This is a genomic window from Ramlibacter sp. (genome assembly GCF_035627355.1).
In the GTDB taxonomy this organism is placed as follows: domain Bacteria; phylum Pseudomonadota; class Gammaproteobacteria; order Burkholderiales; family Burkholderiaceae_C; genus Ramlibacter.
In genome coordinates, this window is the sequence record NZ_DASPLW010000034.1 from 16,545 (window position 1) to 39,227 (window position 22,683).

Here is a 22,683-nt window from a genome sequence, read left to right on the forward strand (position 1 = left end):
CCCGCGCGGCCCCGGGGGCACCCCGGCACATAACAGGGGGGAGACATCCATGAAGAAGGGCATTCTTGCCGCCAGCGTGGCGGTGTTGCTGGGCGCGTGCGGCGGCGGTGGAGGTGGCGGCGGCTCCGTTGCGCCGTCCACGCCGGTCGCGATCCAGATCACGCAGGACAACGCCAGGCCGGTAGGCGCCCATGCGACCGATTCGGTGCAGAACACCGGTGCGGCGCAAGGCAGCACGAGCCTGATCACCGGCGTCCAGGTCGAAGGGGGTGGCAACAGCGGCAGCGCTTCGATGCTGTCGTTGGCGGGCGTCGTGCGCAGCCTGGCGGGGCGCGCCCCCGGCCCGGCGCTCGCGAGCGGGATCGAGTTCACCGAGGCCTGCGACGGCGGGCGCGGCACCATCACTGTCAGCGGCTCGGTGGCCGACGAGAACCGGCTGGCCCGCGGCGACAGCATCACGATCCGCGCCAGCCAGTGCAGCGTCGGCGGCGACTTCATCGACGGCGCCATGAGCATCTCGGTGACCGACGGCCAGATGAGCAGCGTGGTGCCCTATCCCTTCCGCATCGTCCTGGCCGTGGTCGCCAGCAAGCTGTCGGTCAGCAGCGGCGGCGTGACGGCCACCAGCAACGGCGACGTCACGCTGGACTGGAGCGCCACGTCCGACACCGAGCAGACGCTGCTGGCCAGCGGCAGCTCGCTGTCCAACGGCATGATCGCCGGCGGCGTTTCGCGCAGCGCCACCTGGCGCAACTACAGCCAGTCCATCCGACTCAGCGGTACCGAGGTCACCAGCACGCTGTCGGCCGACGTCGAATCCGACAGCCCGCAGCTGGGCGCGGGCGGCGGCAGCTACGGCGTCACCACGCCCACCGCGCTTCGCTGGAACACCGCCACCGGCCTGCCGGTCGCGGGGGTCATCGTCGTTTCCGGCGCGGCCGACTCGCGCCTGAAGCTCACCTTCGCCCCGGGCGGCGCCACGCTGGACATCGACGCCGACGGCGACGGCAGCTACGAGAGCGTGGTCAACAGCACCGCCGCTGAGCTCAGGGACCTGCTCTGATCGTGCGCCATCGCCCCGCCCTGCTGGCGCTGCTCGCCGCCTCCGCACCGCTGGCCTGGGCGGAGGCACCGGCGCTGGCGCTGGAGGGTTCGCTCGGGCTCGTCCACCGCAAGCTGGTCGAGCGCAGCGCGCTGGGGGGCAACCTGCTGGCCGAGACCGGCCCGATGCTGCAGGCGCAAGTGGAGGCGACGCGCGCGCTGGCCGGTGGCACCGCCATCGCCGCGCGGCTGCACCTGGCCGCGGGCGACCTCGACTACGACGGCCGCACCCAGGCCGGCGCCCCGCTCACCACCACCACCCGGCACTACGAGGGCGGCGCGGACCTGCTGTGGCGACCGCACGAGCCGGCGACCTGGGGCGAAGCCTGGCTGACGCTGGGCTGGCTGGCCAACCGGCGCCTGATCCGCGGCACGGCGGCCGCGGGCGGCCTGGACGAACTGTCGTCGGCTCTGCTGGCCGGAGTGCGCTGGCGCAGTCCGGCCTTCGAGCCCGCAGCGGGGTGGACCGGGCGGGTGGAAGTGGAAGCGCGCGGCAGCCTGTCGCACCGGCTGCGCGTGGACTACTACGGGCTGCTGGACCGGTCGAAGTTCGAAGGCGCCCGCAAGCAGCTGTGGACGCTCCGGCTGGTGGCGACGCCGACCGGTTCGCCCTGGTCGTGGGGGCTGGAGTGGTCGCACCTGCGGCAGCCGGCCAGCCGGGCGGTGCCGGTGTCGCGTGGTGGCGTGCAGCTGCCGGGCACGACCGTGCGGCAGCCGAAGCTCAGCACCAACGACCTGGTGCTGCGCATCAGCCGGCGCTTCTAGCGGCCTCGCGCCGCACCCATTCGGCGGCCTTCTCCGCCATCATCAGCGTCGGCGAGTTGGTGTTGCCGCTGGTGATGGTCGGCATCGCGCCGGCATCGACCACGCGCAGGCCGTCCACGCCGCGCAGGCGGAACTGCGAGTCCAGCACCGCCATCGGGTCGCCATCGTGGCCCATGCGGGTGGTACCCACCGGATGGAAGATGGTGGTGGCGATGTCGCCGGCCAGCCGCGCCAGTTCCTCGTCGGTCTGGTACTGCAGGCCGGGCTTCCATTCCTCGGCGCCATAGCGGGCCAGCGCGGGCTGGGCGCAGATGCGGCGGGTCAGGCGCAGCGAGTCGGCCGCGACCTGGCGATCTTCGGGCGTGCTCAGGTAGTTGGGCGCGATCGCCGGTGCGTCCTCCGGGCGCGGGCTGCGGATGCGCACCGAGCCGCGGCTGGTCGGGTGGAGGTTGCACACGCTGGCGGTGAACGCCGGGAAGCGATGCAGCGGCTCGCCGAACGCGTCCAGGCTGAGCGGCTGCACGTGGTACTCGACGTTGGGCCAGGCCTGGTCGGGCGTGCTGCGCGTGAACGCGCCCAGCTGCGAGGGCGCCATGCTCATGGGACCGCTGCGCATCAGCAGGTACTGCAGCCCGATGCGCGCCTTGCCGTGCCAGCTGTTGGCCAGCGTGTTGAGCGTCTGCACGCCCCGCACCTTGAACACCGCGCGGATCTGCAGGTGGTCCTGCAGGTTCTCGCCGACGCCGGGCGATTCGTGCACGACCGGGATGCCGTGCTGGTGCAGCAGCGAGCCAGGCCCGATGCCGGACAGCTGCAGCAATTGGGGCGAGCCGATGCTGCCGGCCGACAGCAGCACCTGGGTGTGCGCATGCACGCCCACGACCTGGCCGTCCTTGAGCACCTCGGCGCCGGTGCAGCGCAGCCGCCCGTCCGGCTGGCGCTCCACGCGCAGCCGCTGCACGCGGGCATCGGTCCACAGGGTGAAGTTGGGCCGGCCGTGGCAGGTCGGGCGCAGGAAGGCCTTGGCAGTGTTCCAGCGCCAGCCGCCCTTCTGGTTGACCTGGAAGTAGCCCACGCCCTCGTTGTTGCCGCGGTTGAAGTCCTCGGTGTGCGGGATGCCGGCCTGCTGCGCCGCCTGGGCGAAGGCGTCGAGGATGTCCCAGCGCAGGCGCTGGCGTTCCACCCGCCACTCGCCGCCGGCGCCGTGCACTTCGTCGGCGCCCTTGTAGAAGTCCTCGTGCTGCTTGAAGAAGGGCAGGCAGTGCTCCCAGCGCCACTCGGGGTCGCCGGTCAGCTCGGCCCACTGGTCGTAGTCGCGCGACTGGCCGCGCATGTAGATCATGCCGTTGATGCTGGAGCAGCCGCCCAGCGCCTTGCCCCGCGGATACTTCAGCTGGCGCCCGTTCAGGCCGGCATCGGGTTCGGTCCGGTACATCCAGTCGGTGCGCGGGTTGCCGATGCAGTAGAGGTAGCCGACCGGGATGTGGATCCAGTGGTAGTCGTCCTTGCGGCCCGCCTCGATCAGCAGCACCGATTTCGATGGGTCGGTCGAGAGCCGGTTGGCCAGCAGGCAGCCGGCGGTGCCGGCGCCGATGATCACGTAGTCGAAGGTGTTGTCGCTCACCTCTTGTCTCCTCCTCCGCTCTCCGGTCGCGGATGTCTCGATCCAAGTGCCACCGCGGATCCGGCTTTGCCGGGCCGCTGGTGGCGCCCCCCTTGGGGGGAGGCGGCCGAAGGCCGCTTCGGGGGGGGGACCTATTTAGCCGTCGGCATCACGAACTCGGCGCCCTTGCCGATGCTCTCCGGCCAGCGCTGCATGATGGACTTCTGCTTGGTGTAGAAGCGCACGCCTTCCTCGCCATAGGCATGCATGTCGCCGAACAGGCTCTTCTTCCAGCCGCCGAAGCCGTGCCACGCCATCGGCACCGGGATCGGCACGTTGATGCCTACCATGCCCACCTGCACCCGGCGCGAGAACTCGCGCGCCACGTGGCCGTCGCGGGTGAAGCAGCACACGCCGTTGCCGTACTCGTGCGAGTTGATCAGGTCCACGGCCTCGGCCAGGTCCTTGACCCGCACGCAGCCGAGCACCGGGCCGAAGATCTCCTCCTTGTAGATCTTCATGTCAGGCGTCACCCCGTCGAACAGGGAGCCGCCGATCCAGAAGCCGCCGTCGCAGCCGGCGCCGGCCTTGGCGCCCTGGAAGGTGCGGCCATCCACCAGCAGCTTCGCGCCCTCCTGGACGCCCTGGCCGATGTAGCCGGCGATGCGCTGCTGCGCCGCGCTGCTGACGATCGGGCCCATCTCGGCGTCCAGCTCGGTGCCGTTCTTGATCTTCAGCGCCTTCGTGCGCTCGGCGAGCATCGGCAGGATCTTGTCGGCCGCCTCGCCCACCAGCACGCCCAGCGAGATCGCCATGCAGCGCTCGCCGGCGGAGCCGAAGGCAGCGCCGATCAGCGCGTCGACCGCCTGGTCCAGGTCGGCATCCGGCATGACCACCATGTGGTTCTTGGCACCGCCCAGCGCCTGCACCCGCTTGCCGTGGCGCGCGCCGGTCTCGTAGATCTTCTGCGCGATGGCGGTGGAGCCGACGAAGGAGATCGCCTTGACCCCCGGATGCTCCAGCAGTGCGTCGACCGCTTCCTTGTCGCCCTGCACCACGTTGAACACGCCGTCGGGCAGGCCGGCTTCCTTCAGCAGGCGGGCCATCAGCAGCGAGGCGCTCGGATCCAGCGGACTGGGCTTGAGGATGAAGCAGTTGCCGGCGGCGATCGCCACGGGGTACATCCACATCGGCACCATCGCCGGGAAGTTGAAGGGCGTGATGCCGGCCACCACCCCCAGCGGCTGCCGCATCGTCCAGTTGTCCAGGCCGGTGGAGACCTGGTCGGTGTACTGGCCCTTGAGCAGCTGCGGGATGCCGCAGGCGAATTCGACGATGTCGATGCCGCGCGTGACCTCGCCCTGGGCGTCGGTGAACACCTTGCCGTGTTCGGCCGTGATGGCACGGGCCAGTTCGTCCCGGTGCTGGTTCAGCAGCTCCAGGAACTTGAACATGACCCGCGCCCGCCGGATCGGCGGGGTGTCGGCCCAGGCCGGAAAGGCGGCGCGCGCGCTGGCCACGGCGCGATCCACGTCGGCCGCACTGGCCATCGCCACCTTGCCGGTCACGCGGCCGGTCGCCGGGTTGAAGACATCGGCGCTGCGGCCGCTGCTGCCTGCCACCACCGAACCGTCGATCCAGTGGTCGATGGAGGCGATGGCGCCGGCGGTGCGGGGGGAGTCGGGTGCGTTCATGGCAGTTTTCTTCAGCGTGGCTCGGAACCCACCAGTCTAAGGCGCGCAACACTCGGTCCCAAATTGGGCCCGCGAATGGCACTACTGGCGCCGAGCCCCCGTTAGCATTGCACTTTCTTACAAAGGCCCATGCAGGAACCCTCGACGCCCCGCATCGATTCCGAGCCGCAGGCCGGCGGAGCGAGCGTCAGGGTCCTGGGCCAGTGGACGGGCGCCCACTTCGCCCAGCCCGGCGTGCTCGACGCGCTGCAGGCCCAGTTGCGCAGCGCCGCCGGCCGCGATGGCTGGGACCTGCGCGGGATCGAGCAGCTCGATCACGTGGGCGCGCAGCTCCTGTGGGACCACTGGGGCCGGCGGCGGCCGGCGCAGCTGCAGATGCGGCCGTCCCAGGAGGCGGTGCTGGAGCGGGTGGAGCAGTTCACCACGGGGCCGCTGCCGCGCCGTCGCCCCGGCTGGGGCGAGCGCTACCTGGCACTGGGCGAGGCCGTGCTGGACCGGGCCTTCCAGGTGCGCGAGTTCGTGCGGCTGGCCGGCCAGCTGGCGATCGACGGGCTGCGCCTGCTGCGCAGCCCCCAGGAGGGCCCCTGGCGCGACTTCTCCGGCCACCTGTACCACATCGGCGCCACGGCGCTGCCCATCACCGCGCTGGTCGGCTTCCTGATCGGCGTGGTGCTGGCCTATCTCACCGCCAAGCAGCTGCGGCAGTTCGGCGCCGATGCCTTCATCGTCAACATCCTGGGCGTCGCCCTGATCCGCGAGCTCGGCCCCATGCTGGCGGCCATCCTGGTGGCGGGCCGCTCGGGTTCGTCCATCACCGCGCAGATCGGCGTCATGCGGGTCACCGACGAACTCGATGCCATGAGCGTGATGGGCATCTCGCACAGCTTCCGGCTGGTGCTGCCGCGGGCGCTGGCGCTGGCCTTCGCCATGCCGCTGGTGAGCATCTGGACCACCCTGTGCGCGCTGGCGGGCGGCATCCTGGCCGCCGACATCTCGCTGGGCATCACGCCGACCTTCTTCCTGCGCGCTCTGCCCGAGGCGGTGCAGATCGGCAACCTGCTGCTGGCCACGTCCAAGTCGGTGGTGTTCGGCCTGCTGATCGCCCTGATCGGCTGCCACTACGGGCTGGCCGTGGAGCCCAACACGCAGAGCCTGGGCGAGGGCACGACCGCATCGGTGGTGACGTCGATCACGGCGGTGATCCTGGTCGACGCACTGTTCGCGATCGCCTTCCAGGAGGTGGGGTTCTGATGGCTGGCAAGCTGGCCGCACCGGTGCTGCCGGCGCCCGGCACGCCCATGGTCGACATCCGCGGCCTGAGCACCGTGTTCGAGCTGCCGGGCCGCCGCTTCACCGTGCACGAGAACCTCGACCTCACGGTGCAGCGCGGCGAGGTGCTGTCGCTGGTGGGCGGCTCGGGCACCGGCAAGACGGTGCTGCTGCGACAGATCCTGGGGCTGGAGCATCCCGCCGCCGGCGAGATCCGGGTGCTGGGACGGCCGGTGGCCGAGCTCGGCCAGCGCGGTGCCGCCAGCCGGGTCGGCATGCTGTTCCAGCACGGCGCCCTGTTCTCCGCCTTCACCGTGCTGGAGAACATCGCCTTCCCGCTCAGCGAGCTGCGCACGCTGCCGGCGGAACTGGTGCGCGAGGCCGCCATCGTCAAGCTGCAGATGGTGGGGCTCAAGCCCGAGGACGGCGCCAAGATGCCGTCGGACCTCTCGGGCGGCATGATCAAGCGGGTGGCGCTGGCGCGCGCGCTGATCATGGATCCGCCGCTGCTGCTGCTGGACGAACCGACGGCAGGCCTGGATCCGGACAGCTCCGACGGCTTCGTGACGCTGTTGCGGGCCCTGCACCGCGACCTGGCGCTGACGGTGATCATGGTCACGCACGACCTCGACACCCTGTTCGAGCTGTCCACCCGCATCGCGGTGCTGGCCGACCGCCGCGTGATCGTCAACGGCCCGCCCAAGGACGTGATCGCCTTCCAGCATCCGTTTGTGCATGATTTCTTCCTGGGCCCGCGCGGCCAGCGCGCCATGGAACTGCTGCGCGAGTATCCCTTCGCCGTCTAGGAGACAGACCGATGCAGAACAAAGCCCACGCCCTGGCCGCCGGCCTCTTCGTGCTGGCGCTGACCGGCCTGCTGCTGCTGCTGGGCGCCTGGCTCACGCGCGACAACGGCGAGCGGCACGTCTACGAGATCTCGACCCGGGAGGCGGTCACCGGCCTGCAGGAGCAGGCGCCGGTGCGCTACCGCGGCGTCGATGTCGGCAAGGTCACCGGCATCGGCTTCGATCCCAAGGAACAGGGCAACGTGCTGGTGCGGCTGGAGGTCGCGACCGGCACGCCGATCACGCAGGACACCTTCGCCACCCTGTCCTTCCAGGGCGTGACCGGCCTGGCCTTCGTGCAGCTGGACGACTCGGGCCGGCCCGCCGCGCTGCTGCCGCCCAACGACGAAGCGCCGCCGCGCATCCCGCTCAAGCCGGGCCTGCTGTCCAAGCTGGCCTCGCGCGGGGAGGCGATCCTGGAGCAGGTCGAGCAGGTCAGCACCCGCGTCAACCAGCTGCTGTCGGAGCCGAACCAGAAGCGCATCACGGCCGCCTTCGACAACGTGTCCGAGGCCGCCGCCAGCATCACGACGCTGAGCCGCAACCTCGACGCCACCCTGACGGCGCAGTTCGGCCCGCGGCGGGTCGACATCCCCTCGCTGGTGCGGCGCACCGACAGTGCGCTGGCCTCGCTGCAGGAGACGTCCGAGGCCACCCGCGCCACCATCACCGACATCGGCCAGACCGCGCGCCGGCTGAATGCGCCGAACGGCCCCATGGACCGGCTGGCCGCCGGCACCGAGGCCCTGTCGCATGCGGCCGACTCGTTCAACGCCGCCACCCTGCCGCGCATCAACCGGGTGACCGAGGACACCTCGCGCGCGGTGCGGCAGCTCAGCCGAACCATCATCGGCATCAACGACAACCCGCAATCGCTGATCTTCGGCACCGGCCGCATCGAGCCCGGCCCGGGCGAGGAAGGCTTCACGCCCCCAGGAGTGCAACGATGACCCGCATCCTTTCGCGCGCCGCCGCCGTCCTGTCGCTGCTGCTGCTGGCCGCGTGCGCCAGCATCGTCGACAAGCCGGTGCGGCCTACCCTGTTCGACATGGGGCCGCTGCCGCCGATCTCGCCGCCGATCGAGCGGCCGGGGCCGCGCTTCGCCCTGGTGGTGCCGGAGATCGACGCCGCCGGCGCCCTCGAGGGTTCGGCCATCCTGTACCGGCTGGCCTATTCCGACGACCACCAGCTGCGCGCGTACTCGCAGTCGCGCTGGAGCGCGCCGCCGCCGCAGCTGGTGCGCCAGCGCCTGCGCCAGCAGCTCGGGCGCGAGCGGCCGGTGCTGAACCTGGACGAAAGCGCCTCGCTGGCGCGCGAGACGGCGCAGCCGCTGTACCTGCTGCGCATGGAGCTGGAGGAATTCGCCCACGTGTTCGATGCGCCCGACAGCAGCCGCGGCGTGATCCGGCTGCGCACCACCGTGTTCCTGAACACGATTGGCGGCGAGAAGCTGGTGGGCCAGCGCAGCATCGCCGTGCAGGGGGTGGCGCCGACGCAGGACGCGTCGGGCGGGGTCCGCGCGCTGACCGAGGCCACCGATGCCGCCGCGGCCGACATCAGCCAGTGGCTGCTGCAGGTGGCGAGGTCGCAGCCATGAGCGAAATGCCCCGTACGACCGAGGGAGCCGCCAGGCTGGTCACCGGCGCGCAGAGCCGGCTGCCGGTCGAGCAGGAGTTGCTGGCGGCGGGGCTGGAGGTACTGGGGCCCTGTGCAGGCCTGGCGCAGCGCAGCGACCTGCTGCGCGAATCGCAGTTCCTGCAGGACTTCAAGCCGGCCGAAGCGGAGATCCTGGGGCGGGCGATGATCCACGTGCGGGCCCAGGCCGGCCAGGTGCTGATCGCCGAGGGCGACGCCAGCGACTGGATGATGCTGCTGCTGTCCGGCACGGTGGACGTGGGCAAGCGCAAGGTCGGCGCCGCGGTGGACCGCAGCGCCCTGGCCGACACGACGGCGCGGCTGGCGGTGCTGCGCGCCGGCGCCGCGCTGGGCGAGATGTCGATGCTGGACGGCGAGCCGCGCTACGCGAGCTGCTGGGCGCTCAGCGAGGTGGAAGCGGCAGTCCTCACGCGGGCCGCGGTAGCCGGCCTGATCGCCGAGCAGCCCGCGGTGGGCGCCAAGCTGCTGGTGAAGATCACGCAACTGCTGGCCCAGCGCCTGCGCAACACCAGCAACCAGCTGCTGCGCCACCTGCAGCAGGCCGCGGCAGGCCCCGAAGCACCGATCTAGCGCCGGGTGCCCGCGGTCCGCTCAGCGGCCCAGCCCCGGGAACAGCTTGATCAGCCCGACGGCCATCACTTCCACCGCCAGTGCGGCGAGGATCAGGCCCATCAGCCGGGTCATGACGCTGATGCCGGTCTTGCCCAGCACCCGCGCGATCGGGTCGGCCAGCGCGAAAGCCAGCGCGGTGGCCAGGCCGATCACCACGCCATAGCCCACCAGCGCCGCCATCTGCCAGAAGGTCTTGGCGCGCTCGGCGTAGATCACCACGGTGGAGATGGTGGCCGGGCCCGTCAGCAGCGGGATGGTCAGGGGCACGACGGCGATGCTGGCGCCGCGGGCCGCCTTCTCCGCGCCCTGCTGCAGGTCCTGGGCCGCCGGCTTGGCCTCGGCCGGTTGCGCATTGAGCATGTTCAGCGCGCTGACCAGCAGCAGCATGCCGCCGCCCACCTGGAAGCTGGCCAGCGAGATGTTGAAGAACTCCAGCACCTGCAGCCCGAGCAGCGCGCTGATGGCGATCACCAGGAAGGCCGTGGTGGCGGCCGTCACCACCGTGTCGCGCCGCTGCTGGGGGTTGAAGCCGTCGGTGTAGTGGATGAAGAAGGGCACGATGGCCAGCGGGTTCACCACCGCCAGCAGCGTGATCAGCGGCTTGAAGTCCATCAGCCGGCCGCGGCCGAAGCGGCGGGCGTGCGGCGGCGGAACATGCCGTAGCCCTCCATGTGCAGCACCTGCTCGCCGCGCTGGTTGAACATCTCCCAGACCGAGCGCACCAGCCCGAGGTCGGGCCGGCTGTTCATCGGCCGTGACTCCAGCACCCGGTGCTTCAGCGCCAGCGTGTCGCCGGGATAGACCGGCTTGAGCCACTTGAGGCTCTCCAGGCCGGGCGACCCCATGCTGCTGGACTCGCGCAGGAAGTTGTCCACGGTCAGGCGCATGGCCATCGCGCAGGTGTGCCAGCCGCTGGCGCACAGGCCGCCGAACACCGACTGGCGCCCGGCTTCCTCGTCCAGGTGGAAGGGCTGCGGATCGAACTGCGCGGCGAAGTGCTTGATCTCCTCGGCCGTCGGCGTCACGGTGCCGAGGTCCAGCACGCGTCCGGCCTGCAGGTCCTCCCAGTAGTAGCGGATCGCCATCAGCGCCCCCCCGACACGTCCACCAGGCTCATGGTGGTGTAGCTGGCCTGCGGCGAGAGCAGCCACACGATGGCCTGCGCCACCTCGTCGGCGCTGCCGCCGCGCTGCATGGGCACCTGGTGCGCGAGGCGCTGCACGCGATCGGGATTGCCGCCCGAGGCGTGGATCTCGGTCTCGATCAGCCCGGGCCGCACCGCGTTGACGCGGATGCCGTCGCCAGCCACCTCCTTGGCGAGGCCGACCGTGAACACGTCGATCGCGCCCTTGGCCGCGGCATAGTCCACGTACTCGTTGGGCGAGCCCAGGCGCGACGCCGCGCTCGAGACATTGACGATGGCGCCCCCGGGGCCGCCATGGCGCGTGCTCATCCGCTTCACCGCCTCGCGCGCGCACAGGAAGGAGCCGATCACGTTGATGCCGAAGATGCGCTGCAGGCGCGCGCCGCTCATCTGCTCGACGCGCGCGCCCACGTCCACTACGCCGGCGTTGTTGACCAGGTCGGTGATGCGCCCGAGGCGCGCGTCGATCTCGTCGAACATGCGCAGGACCTGCTGCTCGTCCGACACGTCGGCCTGCACCGCGATGGCGCGGCGGCCGGCCGCCTCGACGGCCTGCACCACCTGCTGCGCCGCGCCGGCGCTGGCAGCGTAGTTGACCGCGACCGACCACCCGTGCGCCGCCGCCAGCGTGGCCGTCGCGGCCCCAATGCCCCGGCTGCCGCCGGTGACCAGCACGATTCGCTCCAATTCCAGCCTCCTGCGCCCGGGGCGCGACTACGATACAACCCGATTAGAACAAAGGCGGTCCGTGCGGGCCGCCTGCACGCCAACCCAACCGACAAGGAGACGATCATGGGCAGCTTCGTGGACCTGCAGGCAGCCGACGGCTTCAGCTTCCCTGCGTACGTGGCGCAACCGTCCGGCCAACCCAAGGGGGCCGTGGTGGTGCTGCAGGAGATCTTCGGCGTCAACTCTCACATCCGCTCGGTGGCCGACGGCTACGCGGCCGAAGGCTGGCTGGCAGTGGCGCCCTCGACCTTCCACCGCGTCAAGCCGGGCGTGGAGCTGGGTTACTCGCAGGACGACATGGCGGCCGGCATGGCCCTCAAGACCGCGGCGGAGGCGCTGCCCGCGCCCGGCGTGCTGCAGGACATCCAGGCCGCGATCCGCCACGCCGCCCAGGCCGGCAAGGTCGGCATCGTGGGCTACTGCTGGGGCGGGCTGCTGTCCTGGCGGTCGGCCTGCACGCTGGACGGCCTGTCCGCGGCGGTGACCTACTACGGCGGCGGCATGACCACGCCGGACGAATCCGCGCGCCAACCCAAGGTGCCGGTGCTGTCCCACTTCGGCGAGCAGGACCACTGGATCCCGCTGGCCGGCGTCGAGGCCTTCCGCAAGGCGCACCCGAACGTCGAGGTGCACGTGTACGACGCCAACCACGGCTTCAACTGCGACCAGCGCGGCTCCTGGAACGAGCCGGCCGCGCGGCTGGCGCGCGAGCGCTCGCTGGCCTTCTTCGCCAGGCACCTGGCCGCCTGAGACGAACTGCATGATCCAGCTGCACCACTATCCCAGCTCCGCGGCCATGGTGCCGCACATCCTGCTGGAGGAGATCGGCGCGCCCTACGAACGGGTGCACGTGGATCGCGCGGCCAACGCGCACAAGGAGCCGGGTTACCTGCGGCTCAATCCGAATGGGCTGATCCCGGTGCTGGTGGACGGCGAGCTGGTGCTGTACGAGACCGCGGCCATCGCGCTGCACCTGTGCGACACGCATCCGCAGGCCCGGCTGGCGCCGGAGCTGGGCTCCGCGCAGCGGGCCCACTTCTACAAGTGGCTCATGTGGCTGGCCAACACGCTGCATGCGACGCTGATCGTCTACTTCTATCCCCATCGCTGGATGGACGAGGGCAACGAGGCCGGTGCGGCTGAACTCAAGCGGCACGCGCAGCGGCGCGTCGGTCCGTTGCTGGACCAACTCGATGCGGAGCTGGCGCGCACCGGCGGGCCCTGGTTCATGGGCGAGCGCTACAGCGCGCTGGACGCGTACGTATTCACGCTGTGCCGCTGGACCCGCAACTTCGGCGAGGGCCGCGCGCGCGAGCGCTCGCACCTGGGGCCCTACCTGCAGCGCATGCTGGAGCGACCGGCGGTGCAGCGCGTCATCGCCAACGAGGGCCTGCAGCCGCCCTTCGTCTGAGCGGCGCTGCGCAGGCAGCGCGCCGTCAACGCGCGCTGCGCTCCAGGAAGCGCTTGCGCCAGAACACCAGGCCCAGCGCCGCGGCCACCAGCACCATCGAGCCCATGGCCAGCCAGAACCCGATCGGGTCGGCCAGCAGCGGCATGCGCGCGAAGTTCATGCCGAACACGCCGGTGATCAGGTTCAGCGGCAGGAAGATGGCCGTCAGCGCCGTCAGCGTGCGCATGGTGTTGTTGGTGCGGTGGCTCTGGGCCGAGAAGTGGATCTGCACCACGGTCTCGGCGCCCTGCTCCATCCGGCGCACCTGCTGCACCACGCGCTGGATGTGCTCCAGCACGTCGCGGGCCCGTGCGATCAGGCCGTCGCGCTCGGCCTGCGACAGCCCGGGCGAGGGCTGCTCGCGGGCGGTGTCCAGCCACTCCTGCATGGCGTCGGCCTGCTCCTCGCACAGGTCCTCCAGCGTGTGCAGCTCGCGCCGGGCCACCATCAGGGCGCCCCAGTTGCGGACGTTGGTGCCGGGGCGCAGCAGTTCCTGCTGCCACAGGTCGAGCTCGCCGGTCAGCTGCCGGCGCAGGTCCAGGTAGCTGTCCACCATCACGTTGACCATGCGCAGCATCAGGTCGGGCGGGCGGGTCGGCAGGCGGCTGCGGTTGTTGCCGGGCAGGCCGTCGCTCTGCACCGCATCCGACAGGTAGCGCGCGATGAAGGTGCGTGCGGTCTGGCAGCCGCTCGGGTGCACCGTCACCAGCAGCCGGTCGAACACCACGAAGCCGAGGGCGCGGGTGCGGATGCGATAGAAGCTGGCCAGCGCGGTCGGCACCGGCTCGGTGGCGGCATGCTCCTGCAGTTCGCGGTCCACCTCTTCGGCGGTGGCCAGCCGGCGGAACACCACCAGGTCGTAGACCGAGGTGTAGTCGTAGTGCGAGGGGTGGGCGCGGTTGCCCAGGTCCTTCAGGTGCAGGTCCAGCAGCGCCGAGCCGCCCAGGCGCTGGCAGGCGGTCTGCAGCACCGGCAGGTGTTCGGAAAGGCTTTCGCGCTCCAGGTAGATCCAGACGAACCCGTCCCCCGGCGCCTGCGCCGGCACCTCGTCGAGGAAGCGCAGCGTGCCGGGGGTGAATTCGACGATGTGCATGGGCGGGCGCTCAGGCGCGCAGGCGCCGCGCCGCCTCGATCGCGAAGTAGGTCAGGATGCCGTCGGCGCCGGCGCGCTTGAACGCCAGCAGGCTTTCCATCATCACGGCGTCGCCATCGAGCCAGCCGTTGCGGGCGGCGGCCTGCAGCATCGCGTACTCGCCCGAGACCTGGTAGGCGAACGTGGGCATGCGGAATTCGTCCTTCACCCGCCGCAGCACGTCCAGGTAGGGCATGCCGGGCTTGACCATCACCATGTCGGCGCCCTCGGCGATGTCCATCGCCACCTCGCGCAGGGCCTCGTCGCTGTTGCCCGGGTCCATCTGGTAGACCTTCTTGTTGCCCTTGCCCAGGTTGGCGGCGGAGCCGACGGCATCGCGGAACGGACCGTAGAACGCGCTGGCGTACTTGGCGCTGTAGGCCATGATGCGGGTGTGGATGGCGCCGCGCGACTCCAGCGCCTGCCGGATGGCGCCGATGCGCCCGTCCATCATGTCGCTGGGTGCCACGATGTCCACGCCGGCCTCGGCCTGGGCCAGCGCCTGGCGCACCAGCACCTCCACCGTCTCGTCGTTCAGGATGTAGCCGCTCGCGTCCAGCAGGCCGTCCTGGCCGTGGCTGGTGAAGGGATCGAGCGCCACGTCGGTCATCACCCCCAGTTGCGGGAAGCGCTGCTTGAGGGCGCTCACGGCGCGCGGCACCAGGCCCTCGGGGTTGAAGGCCTCGCGACCGTCCTCGGTCTTGAGCGCCGGATCGATCACAGGGAACAGCGCCATCACGGGGATTCCCAGTTCCACGCATTCCTGCGCCACCGGCAGCAGCAGGTCCACGCTCAGGCGCTCCACGCCCGGCATGGAGGCGACGGCCTGGCGCTGCTTCTCGCCATCGAGCACGAACACCGGATAGATCAGGTCGTGCGGCGAGAGCGCGTGCTCACGCACCAGGTTGCGGGTGAATTCGTCGCGGCGCAGCCGGCGCGGGCGGCCTTGGGGGTAGGGGGCGTGCAGGACCATGGGGAAAATTGTGCCCCATGGCACCGGAATCGCCCCTGCGCCAGCGCATCGGCGGCCTTGCCCCAGCCGGCTTGTAAGGGCATGGGGGCTTTGTTAAATTACGGCTCGGGCGGCTTGCCGCCCCCCGCTTTTCCTCCCTGAGCGGGCGCCTTAATGTGTGACAGCAAAAAGGCTTCCTGCCCCGGCTTCACTGGCCGGGGTTTTTTTTTGTCCGCGCGCCGCCTGCGGATGCTGGCTCAGCCGGCGGGCGCCCTTCCGTACACTCCCCCGCATGCTCTGGGTCAAGGCGCTTCACATCGTGTTCATCGCGAGCTGGTTCGCGGGCCTGTTCTACCTGCCGCGGATCTACGTGAACCTGGCGATGGTGGCGCCGGGGTCGGTCGCCGAGCGGGACCGCCTGCTGCTGATGGCGCGCAAGCTGCTTCGCTTCACCACCTTGCTGGCGGTGCCGGCAGTCGGCCTGGGCGTGTGGCTGTGGCTCGGCTATGGCATCGGCCGCGGCAGCGGCTGGATGCACGCCAAGCTGGCCGTGGTCGTGCTCACGATCGGCTACCACCATGCCTGCGCGCGCCTGCTGCGCCGCTTCGCCGACGACCAGAACCGGCGCAGCCACCGCTGGTACCGCTGGTTCAACGAGGCTCCGGTGCTGCTGCTGCTCGCGGCGGTGGTGCTGGTGGTCGTCAAGCCGTTCTGACGACGCCATGTCGGCACGCAAGACATCGGCCTGGCCGCTCGCGCTGGCCTGGGCGGCCCTGATCGTCTATGCGAGCCTGTACCCCTTCGCCGACTGGCGCGACCAGGGCATCGAACCCTGGGCCTTCCTGGCCAGCCCCTGGCCGCGCTGGTGGACGGCGTTCGACTTCGCCGCCAACACGGCCGGCTACGCGCCACTCGGCTTCCTGCTGGCACTGGCTTTCATGCGGCGGGCCAACCCGGCCCGACCCCCGGCTCCCTGGGCCGCGGTGGCGGTGGCCTTGCTGTCGGGCGCGCTGCTGTCGTTCGGCCTGGAGGCCCTGCAGTCCTACCTGCCCGCGCGAGTGCCGTCGAACGTCGACTTCGGGCTCAACGCGCTGGGGACGCTGCTCGGCGCCGTGCTGGCGGTGGGGCTGGAGCGCGCCGGCGCGGTGGACCACTGGAGCCGCTTTCGCGGGCGCTGGTTCGTCGAGGAGGCCCGGGGCGCCCTGGTGCTGCTGGCGCTGTGGCCGGTGGCCCTGCTGTTCCCGGCCGCGGTCCCGCTGGGGCTGGGGCAGGTGTTCGAGCGCCTGGAGGCGGCCGTGGCCGAGTGGCTGATGGACACCCCCTTCCTGGAGTGGCTGCCGGTGCGCGACGTGGAACTGCAGCCGCTGGTGCCCGGGGCCGAGTTGATCGGCGTGGCCCTGGGTGCGCTGGCGCCCTGCCTGCTGGCCTACTCGATCATGCAGTCGCCCGGGCGCCGGGCGGTCTTCGCCGCCTTGCTGGCCGCCACCGGGGTCGCCGTCACCGCGCTGTCCTGGGCGCTGAGCTGGGGGCCGGCGCACGCCTGGACCTGGCTGACGCTGCCGGTCCGGCTGGGCCTGCTCACCGGGCTGCTGCTGGCGTTGGCGCTGCTGGTGCTGCCGCGCCGCGGCTGCGCGGCGCTGCTGCTGCTCGTGCTGGTGCTGCAGCTCACCCTGTTGAACCAGGCGCCCGCCAACGCCTACTTCACGCACACGCTGCAGACATGGGAGCAGGGCCGCTTCATCCGCTTCCACGGCCTGGTGCAGTGGCTCGGATGGCTGTGGCCTTACGCCGCCCTGGCCTATGTGCTGGTGCGCGCCTCCAGCCGGGATGCGCGGCCTAGAATCGTCCAATGAGTTCCGACCAGCCCTCCTACTACGAGCGGCACATCTTCTTCTGCCTGAACAGGCGCACCAACGGCGAGAACTGCTGCGCGGACCACAACGCCGAGGCCGCGTTCGACCGCTGCAAGGCGCAGGTCAAGGCCCAGGGCCTGAACGGGCCGGGCAAGGTGCGGGTGAACAAGGCCGGCTGCCTGGATCGCTGCGCCGCCGGGCCGGTGGCCGTTGTCTATCCGGAAGCGGTCTGGTACACCTACGTGGACCAGCAGGACATCGACGAGATCGTCGAGTCGCACCTGAAGAACGGCCGGATCGTCGAACGCCTGCTCACGCCGCCGCACCTGGGTCGCTGAACCCATGAACGCCTACACGCGGCGGCTGCAGGTGCAGGGCGCGGCCGGCGCGATCGAGGTGCTTCGCGACGATCCCGCGCAGCCGAACGGCGGCACTGCCTTCATCGCCCATCCGCATCCGCTCTTCGGCGGCACCATGGAGAACAAGGTGGTGCAGACGCTGGCCCGCGCGTTCGTGCAGGAAGGTTGGCACGCGGTGCGCTTCAACTTCCGCGGCGTCGGCGCGAGCGCCGGCGAGCATGACGAGGGCCGCGGCGAGGCGGACGACATGACCGGCCTGGTGCAGGCGCTGGCTCCGGAAGGGCCGATCGCGCTGGCCGGGTTCTCCTTCGGTGCCTACGTCGCGGCGCGGGTGATCGAGTCGCTCTGGGCCGCGCGCGAGGTGCGCAAGATCGTGCTGGTGGGCACGGCGGCTTCGCGCTTCGCGGTGCCGGCCCTGCCCGCCGAGGCCCACGCCCGCGCGCTCGTGGTCCACGGCGAGGAGGATGACACGGTGCCGTTGCAAGCCGTCCTCGATTGGGCGCGGCCACAGACCCTTCCGCTGACGCTGGTCCCGGGCGTGGGCCACTTCTTTCACGGACAATTGCCGCTCCTGAAAAACCTGGTGGCTCGCCACCTTCGCAGCTAAGGAGTCCCCCCTGCCGATGACACGTCTTGCCAAGGCGCTGGCCGCGCCATTGCTCGCCCTGTTTTGCTTCGCCGCCGCGGCCCAGGCGCCGCAGCCTCCCGAGATCGCCGCGCGCAGCTACCTGCTGATGGACGTCAGCGCCAACCAGGTGCTGGCCGGCCGGGACATCGACAGCCCGGTCGAACCCGCCTCGCTGACCAAGCTGATGAGCGCCTACCTGGTGTTCGATGCGCTGCGCGCCAAGAAGATCAGCCTGCAGCAGACGCTGCCCGTGAGCGTGCGGGCCTGGAAGATGCCCGGCTCGCGGATGTTCATCGACCCCAGCATGCAGGTGCCCGTGGAGGACCTGATCAAGGGGATGATCGTGCAGTCCGGCAACGACGCCACGGTCGCCCTGGCCGAAGGCGTGGCCGGCAGCGAGGAACGCTTCGTGGAGCTGATGAACGTCCAGGCCAAGGCGCTGGGCATGAACAACACCACGTACAAGAACTCGGAAGGCCTGACCGCGCCGGGGCACACGACCACCGCGCGCGACCTGAGCATCCTGGCCACCCGCCTGCTGCAGGACTTCCCCGAATACACGCACTACTACTCGATCAAGAAGTACCGCTACCAGGGCACGCCGACGGCGAACGACACCAACCGGAACATGCTGCTGTTCCGCGATCCCACGGTGGACGGCCTCAAGACGGGGCACACCAACGCGGCCGGCTACTGCCTGGTGGCCACCGCGCGGCGCGATTTCCCGAACCTGCCCGGCCGCCGGCTGCTGTCGATCGTGCTGGGCACGTCCAGCGAGAACGTGCGCGCCAACGAGTCGCAGAAGCTGCTGAACTGGGGCTTCACGGCGTGGGAGGGCATCAAGCTGTTCGACGCCAACCAGCCGGTGGTCACCCCCGAGGTCTGGAAAGGTACGGCCAACACGGTCAAGCTCGGCCGCACCCAGCCGCTGGTGGTGGCGGTGCCGTCGGGCACGGCGTCCCAGCTCAAGACCGCGGTGGCGCGGCCCGATCCGCTGGTCGCCCCCTTCACCAAGGGCCAGCAGGTGGCCACGCTCAAGGTGCTGGCCGGCGACAAGGCGGTGACCGAGGTGCCGCTGGTGGCGCTGGAGGCGGTGGAGGAGGCAGGCGTGCTTGGCCGCGCCTGGGACGCCATCCGGCTCTGGATCCGCTGAGCTTGCGCGCGAGGGCCGCTGCTGGCGGCCCCTTGCGGGAAAGCGGGGGCTCACGATCCTGCGGATCGCTTACCCGCCGGACCCCCCCGTTCCCTTGAGGGCAAACCCGCATCCGGCTATACTGGCGGGCTTTCCCGCAATTTGGGGCGGGAAGGTCGCGCGCGCCGCAGCCATGCAGTGCGCGCATTTTCCAGACGCTTAGGGACTTTTTTTCCAATGCCAACCATCAACCAACTCGTGCGTCAGGGGCGCGAGGTCGAAAAGACCACTTCCAAGTCCCCCGCGATGCAGAACAGCCCCCAGCGCCGGGGCGTGTGCACCCGCGTGTACACCACGACGCCCAAGAAGCCGAACTCGGCCCTGCGCAAGGTCGCCAAGGTGCGCCTGACCAACGGCTTCGAAGTCATTTCCTACATCGGCGGCGAAGGCCACAACCTGCAGGAGCACTCCGTGGTGCTGGTGCGCGGCGGCCGGGTCAAGGACCTGCCGGGCGTGCGCTACCACATCGTGCGCGGCTCGCTCGACCTGCAAGGGGTCAAGGACCGCAAGCAGGCCCGCTCCAAGTACGGCGCCAAGCGCCCGAAGAAGGCCTAAGAGATCTTTCGTTTGTCGGTGCTTCGATCGCTCGGCAGGCGAATCGAAGCGTAGTGACCCGCTGTCGGGTCGAGTAAGCGGGAAGCCGGTTGGCTCCCACGGCCCCGAAAGGGCCAGCTGAAGCAATTGAAGAGGTGAAACATGCCACGTCGTCGCGAAGTCCCCAAGCGTGAAATCCTGCCGGATCCCAAGTACGGCAATGTCGAGCTCGCCAAGTTCATGAACGTCATCATGCAAGGCGGCAAGAAGGCGGTCGCCGAGCGCATCGTCTACGGCGCGCTCGAGCAGATCGAGAAGAAGAACCCCGGCCGTGACCCGGTCGAGGCCTTCACCATGGCGATCAACAACGTCAAGCCCATGGTCGAAGTGAAGTCGCGCCGCGTCGGCGGCGCAAACTACCAGGTGCCGGTGGAAGTGCGCCCGGTGCGCCGGCTGGCGCTGTCGATGCGCTGGATCAAGGAAGCCGCCAAGAAGCGCGGCGAGAAGTCCATGGCCCTGCGCCTGGCCAACGAGCTGATGGAAGCCACCGAAGGCCGCGGCGGCGCCATGAAGAAGCGCGACGAAGTGCACCGCATGGCCGAAGCCAACAAGGCCTTCTCGCACTTCCGCTTCTGACCTCCGCCCCCAACTGAAGCAAGCCACGGCTGGGGCCCGCCACGAGCGGGCCCGCTCCGTTTTCAAGGAAAGACCATCATGGCCCGCAAAACGCCCATCGAGCGCTACCGCAACATCGGCATCTCGGCGCACATCGACGCCGGCAAGACCACGACCACCGAGCGCATCCTGTTCTACACCGGCGTGACCCACAAGCTGGGCGAAGTGCACGACGGCGCCGCCACCACCGACTGGATGGAGCAGGAGCAGGAGCGCGGCATCACCATCACCTCGGCGGCGGTCACCTGCTTCTGGAAGGGCATGGACCTGTCCTACCCGGAGCACCGCTTCAACATCATCGACACCCCCGGGCACGTGGACTTCACCATCGAGGTGGAGCGCTCCATGCGCGTGCTCGACGGCGCCTGCATGGTGTACTGCGCCGTGGGCGGCGTGCAGCCGCAGTCCGAGACGGTCTGGCGCCAGGCCAACAAGTACAAGGTGCCGCGCCTCGCGTTCGTCAACAAGATGGACCGCACCGGCGCCAACTTCTTCAAGGTCTACGAGCAGATGCGCCTGCGCCTGAAGGCCAACCCGGTCCCGATCGTGATCCCGATCGGCGCCGAGGAGAACTTCAAGGGCGTGGTGGACCTGCTCAAGATGAAGGCCATCATCTGGGACGAGTCCACCCAGGGCATGAAGTTCGAGTACGCCGACATCCCGGCCGACCTCGTGGCCACGGCCAACGAGTGGCGCGAGAAGATGGTCGAGGCTGCCGCCGAAGCCAACGAGGACCTGATGAACAAGTACCTCGAGGAAGGCGACCTGAGCGAGGCGGAGATCAAGCAGGGCCTGCGCGCCCGCACGATCGCCACCGAGATCCAGCCGATGCTGTGCGGCACCGCCTTCAAGAACAAGGGCGTGCAGCGCATGCTGGACGCCGTGATCGACTACCTGCCCTCGCCGGTGGACATCCCGCCGGTGGCCGGCGTCGACGAGAAGGACCAGGAAACCACCCGCAAGGCGGACGACAACGAGAAGTTCTCGGCGCTGGCGTTCAAGCTGATGACCGACCCCTTCGTCGGCCAGCTGACGTTCGTGCGCGTCTACTCGGGCGTGCTGTCCAAGGGTGACAGCGTCTACAACCCGGTGCGCGGCAAGAAGGAGCGCATCGGCCGGATCGTGCAGATGCACGCCAACAACCGCATCGAGATCGACGAGATCCGTGCCGGCGACATCGCGGCCTGCGTGGGCCTGAAGGACGTCACCACCGGCGAGACGCTGTGCGACCCCGATTCCATCGTGACGCTCGAGCGCATGGTGTTCCCCGAGCCGGTGATCCGCCAGGCCGTGGAGCCCAAGTCCAAGGCCGACCAGGAGAAGATGGGCATCGCCCTGCAGCGCCTGGCGGCGGAAGACCCGTCGTTCCGCGTGAACACCGACGAGGAGTCCGGCCAGACCATCATCGGCGGCATGGGCGAGCTGCACCTGGAAATCATCGTCGACCGCATGAAGCGCGAGTTCGGCGTGGAAGCCAACGTCGGCAAGCCCCAGGTGGCCTACCGCGAGACCATCCGCAAGACGGTGGAAGAGGCCGAAGGCAAGTTCGTGCGCCAGTCCGGCGGCAAGGGCCAGTACGGCCACGTCGTGTTCAAGGTCGAGCCGAACGAGGCCGGCAAGGGCTTCGAGTTCGTCGACGCGATCAAGGGCGGCGTGGTGCCGCGCGAGTACATCCCGGCGGTGCAGAAGGGCGTGGAAGAGGCCCTGAACACCGGCGTGCTGGCCGGCTACCCGGTGGTGGACGTCAAGGTCACGCTGCACTTCGGCTCGTACCACGACGTGGACTCGTCCGAGCAGGCGTTCAAGATGGCCGCCATCTTCGGCTTCAAGGAAGGCTGCAAGAAGGCCAACCCCGTGATCCTCGAGCCGATGATGGCCGTGGAAGTGGAGACGCCCGAGGACTACGCCGGCAACGTGATGGGCGACCTGTCGTCCCGCCGCGGCATGGTGCAGGGCATGGACGACATGGTCGGCGGTGGCAAGACCATCAAGGCCGAGGTGCCCCTGTCCGAGATGTTCGGCTACTCGACCACCCTGCGCTCGATGTCGCAAGGCCGCGCGACGTACACCATGGAGTTCAAGCACTACGCCGAGGCTCCGAAGAACGTCGCCGAGGCCATCGTCGCTGCAAGGGCTAAGTAAGAACCAGGGGACAGACCAGCCGCGCAGCGGCTGCTCTGTCCCCTCTGACTGGAAGGGGCGGACCAACAGCGCAACGGTTGCTGTGCCCCTCTGATCAGAGTTTTTTCCCGTCTGCGATCAGACGCCCCCCGCTGCCCGTGGCGGGGGACCCGGCAGTCCGATGCAGACGTTAAACCCGTCCACGGGCATCGCTCTTTTGAGGAACTGAAATGGCAAAAGGTAAATTCGAGCGCACCAAGCCGCACGTGAACGTGGGCACGATCGGCCACGTGGACCACGGCAAGACCACGCTGACGGCGGCGATCACGACGATCCTGTCGACCAAGTTCGGCGGTGAAGCCAAGGCCT

Annotated in this window: 25 protein-coding genes; 18 read left to right on the forward strand and 7 right to left on the reverse strand. The window is 69.9% G+C overall.

The genetic code is table 11. The annotated features are described in order from the left end of the window. Window positions 1–49 precede the first annotated feature (49 nt). Both VEC03_RS09155 and VEC03_RS09160 read left to right on the forward strand, forming a co-directional pair. A complete protein-coding gene (locus VEC03_RS09155) occupies window positions 50–1,063 on the forward strand; it encodes a hypothetical protein (protein ID WP_324914537.1) in 1,014 nt (337 codons plus the stop codon). Between the two features lie 2 nt (window positions 1,064–1,065). Then, complete coding sequence (locus tag VEC03_RS09160) at window positions 1,066–1,866, forward strand: hypothetical protein (RefSeq protein ID WP_324914539.1); 801 nt, start codon at window positions 1,066–1,068, stop codon at window positions 1,864–1,866. Here the strand turns inward: VEC03_RS09160 and VEC03_RS09165 are convergent. Together VEC03_RS09165 and VEC03_RS09170 are read right to left on the reverse strand one after the other, a co-directional pair. Beyond that, entirely contained in the window at window positions 1,850–3,490 is a 1,641-nt protein-coding gene (locus VEC03_RS09165; protein WP_324914540.1) for a GMC family oxidoreductase, read from the reverse strand. The two genes, VEC03_RS09160 and VEC03_RS09165, sit on opposite strands and share 17 nt — an antisense overlap. A 131-nt stretch (window positions 3,491–3,621) precedes the next feature. Further along, window positions 3,622–5,163 carry a CoA-acylating methylmalonate-semialdehyde dehydrogenase gene (locus VEC03_RS09170; protein ID WP_324914541.1) on the reverse strand — a complete coding sequence of 514 codons (1,542 nt, stop codon included), beginning with the start codon at window positions 5,161–5,163 and terminating at the stop codon, window positions 3,622–3,624. A gap of 129 nt (window positions 5,164–5,292) precedes the next feature. On the opposite strand from VEC03_RS09170, the gene VEC03_RS09175 reads away from it, so the two are divergent. Genes VEC03_RS09175 through VEC03_RS09195 form a run of 5 tightly spaced genes read left to right on the forward strand, consistent with a single transcriptional unit; the run spans window position 5,293 to window position 9,503 of the window. Next, window positions 5,293–6,414: an ABC transporter permease gene (locus VEC03_RS09175; protein WP_324914543.1), complete on the forward strand. Its 1,122-nt coding sequence runs from the start codon at window positions 5,293–5,295 to the stop codon at window positions 6,412–6,414. Beyond that, window positions 6,414–7,238 carry an ABC transporter ATP-binding protein gene (locus tag VEC03_RS09180; RefSeq protein ID WP_324914544.1) on the forward strand — a complete coding sequence of 275 codons (825 nt, stop codon included), beginning with the start codon at window positions 6,414–6,416 and terminating at the stop codon, window positions 7,236–7,238. The genes VEC03_RS09175 and VEC03_RS09180 overlap by 1 nt, the downstream gene beginning before the upstream one ends. Before the next feature lie 11 nt (window positions 7,239–7,249). Further along, a complete protein-coding gene (locus VEC03_RS09185) occupies window positions 7,250–8,227 on the forward strand; it encodes an MlaD family protein (RefSeq protein WP_324914545.1) in 978 nt (325 codons plus the stop codon). Further along, the gene (locus VEC03_RS09190) at window positions 8,224–8,874 is read left to right on the forward strand and encodes an ABC-type transport auxiliary lipoprotein family protein (protein WP_324914546.1); all 651 of its coding nucleotides are present in this window, start codon (window positions 8,224–8,226) and stop codon (window positions 8,872–8,874) included. The genes VEC03_RS09185 and VEC03_RS09190 overlap by 4 nt, the downstream gene beginning before the upstream one ends. After that, complete coding sequence (locus VEC03_RS09195; protein ID WP_324914548.1) at window positions 8,871–9,503, forward strand: Crp/Fnr family transcriptional regulator; 633 nt, start codon at window positions 8,871–8,873, stop codon at window positions 9,501–9,503. Before VEC03_RS09190 ends, VEC03_RS09195 begins: the two co-directional genes overlap by 4 nt. A gap of 21 nt (window positions 9,504–9,524) precedes the next feature. Here the strand turns inward: VEC03_RS09195 and VEC03_RS09200 are convergent, their stop codons facing one another. From VEC03_RS09200 to VEC03_RS09210, 3 genes are read right to left on the reverse strand one after another with little or no spacing between them, the layout of a single operon-like run. Further along, a complete protein-coding gene (locus VEC03_RS09200; RefSeq protein WP_324914550.1) occupies window positions 9,525–10,157 on the reverse strand; it encodes a MarC family protein in 633 nt (210 codons plus the stop codon). Then, entirely contained in the window at window positions 10,157–10,630 is a 474-nt protein-coding gene (locus VEC03_RS09205; RefSeq protein ID WP_324914552.1) for a MaoC family dehydratase, read from the reverse strand. The genes VEC03_RS09200 and VEC03_RS09205 overlap by 1 nt, the downstream gene beginning before the upstream one ends. Further along, on the reverse strand, window positions 10,630–11,376 hold the full coding sequence (locus VEC03_RS09210; protein ID WP_324914553.1) for an SDR family oxidoreductase: 747 nt from the start codon (window positions 11,374–11,376) through the stop codon (window positions 10,630–10,632). The genes VEC03_RS09205 and VEC03_RS09210 overlap by 1 nt, the downstream gene beginning before the upstream one ends. Window positions 11,377–11,481: 105 nt before the next feature. On the opposite strand from VEC03_RS09210, the gene VEC03_RS09215 reads away from it, so the two are divergent. Continuing rightward, window positions 11,482–12,168 carry a dienelactone hydrolase family protein gene (locus VEC03_RS09215; RefSeq protein WP_324914555.1) on the forward strand — a complete coding sequence of 229 codons (687 nt, stop codon included), beginning with the start codon at window positions 11,482–11,484 and terminating at the stop codon, window positions 12,166–12,168. Between the two features lie 10 nt (window positions 12,169–12,178). Next, on the forward strand, window positions 12,179–12,829 hold the full coding sequence (locus tag VEC03_RS09220) for a glutathione S-transferase family protein (RefSeq protein ID WP_324914556.1): 651 nt from the start codon (window positions 12,179–12,181) through the stop codon (window positions 12,827–12,829). A gap of 25 nt (window positions 12,830–12,854) precedes the next feature. Here the strand turns inward: VEC03_RS09220 and VEC03_RS09225 are convergent, their stop codons facing one another. Together VEC03_RS09225 and hemB are read right to left on the reverse strand one after the other, a co-directional pair. Continuing rightward, complete coding sequence (locus tag VEC03_RS09225; RefSeq protein ID WP_324914558.1) at window positions 12,855–13,961, reverse strand: magnesium transporter CorA family protein; 1,107 nt, start codon at window positions 13,959–13,961, stop codon at window positions 12,855–12,857. Between the two features lie 10 nt (window positions 13,962–13,971). Then, the gene (hemB, locus tag VEC03_RS09230) at window positions 13,972–14,973 is read right to left on the reverse strand and encodes a porphobilinogen synthase (RefSeq protein ID WP_324914559.1); all 1,002 of its coding nucleotides are present in this window, start codon (window positions 14,971–14,973) and stop codon (window positions 13,972–13,974) included. A 271-nt stretch (window positions 14,974–15,244) separates the two neighbouring features. Between hemB and VEC03_RS09235 the strand changes: the two genes are divergently transcribed. The 9 genes from VEC03_RS09235 to VEC03_RS09275 all read left to right on the forward strand — a co-directional run. Continuing rightward, window positions 15,245–15,667 carry a CopD family protein gene (locus VEC03_RS09235; protein ID WP_324914561.1) on the forward strand — a complete coding sequence of 141 codons (423 nt, stop codon included), beginning with the start codon at window positions 15,245–15,247 and terminating at the stop codon, window positions 15,665–15,667. A 7-nt stretch (window positions 15,668–15,674) separates the two neighbouring features. Then, complete coding sequence (locus tag VEC03_RS09240; RefSeq protein ID WP_324914563.1) at window positions 15,675–16,805, forward strand: VanZ family protein; 1,131 nt, start codon at window positions 15,675–15,677, stop codon at window positions 16,803–16,805. Continuing rightward, a complete protein-coding gene (locus VEC03_RS09245) occupies window positions 16,802–17,143 on the forward strand; it encodes a (2Fe-2S) ferredoxin domain-containing protein (RefSeq protein WP_324914565.1) in 342 nt (113 codons plus the stop codon). Before VEC03_RS09240 ends, VEC03_RS09245 begins: the two co-directional genes overlap by 4 nt. Before the next feature lie 4 nt (window positions 17,144–17,147). Continuing rightward, on the forward strand, window positions 17,148–17,771 hold the full coding sequence (locus VEC03_RS09250) for an alpha/beta hydrolase (RefSeq protein ID WP_324914567.1): 624 nt from the start codon (window positions 17,148–17,150) through the stop codon (window positions 17,769–17,771). A gap of 16 nt (window positions 17,772–17,787) precedes the next feature. Beyond that, complete coding sequence (locus VEC03_RS09255) at window positions 17,788–18,945, forward strand: D-alanyl-D-alanine carboxypeptidase family protein (protein WP_324914569.1); 1,158 nt, start codon at window positions 17,788–17,790, stop codon at window positions 18,943–18,945. 216 nt (window positions 18,946–19,161) lie between these two features. Beyond that, on the forward strand, window positions 19,162–19,539 hold the full coding sequence (gene rpsL, locus VEC03_RS09260; protein WP_324914571.1) for a 30S ribosomal protein S12: 378 nt from the start codon (window positions 19,162–19,164) through the stop codon (window positions 19,537–19,539). Between the two features lie 141 nt (window positions 19,540–19,680). Then, window positions 19,681–20,154, forward strand: coding sequence for a 30S ribosomal protein S7 (rpsG, locus tag VEC03_RS09265; protein WP_135251794.1), 474 nt, complete (start codon window positions 19,681–19,683; stop codon window positions 20,152–20,154). A gap of 78 nt (window positions 20,155–20,232) precedes the next feature. Then, window positions 20,233–22,335, forward strand: a complete 2,103-nt coding sequence (gene fusA / locus VEC03_RS09270) for an elongation factor G (protein ID WP_324914572.1) — start codon at window positions 20,233–20,235, stop codon at window positions 22,333–22,335. 209 nt (window positions 22,336–22,544) lie between these two features. Continuing rightward, window positions 22,545–22,683, forward strand: a 139-nt coding sequence (locus tag VEC03_RS09275) for a GTP-binding protein (protein WP_324914574.1), incomplete at its 3' end; no start/stop codon positions are given.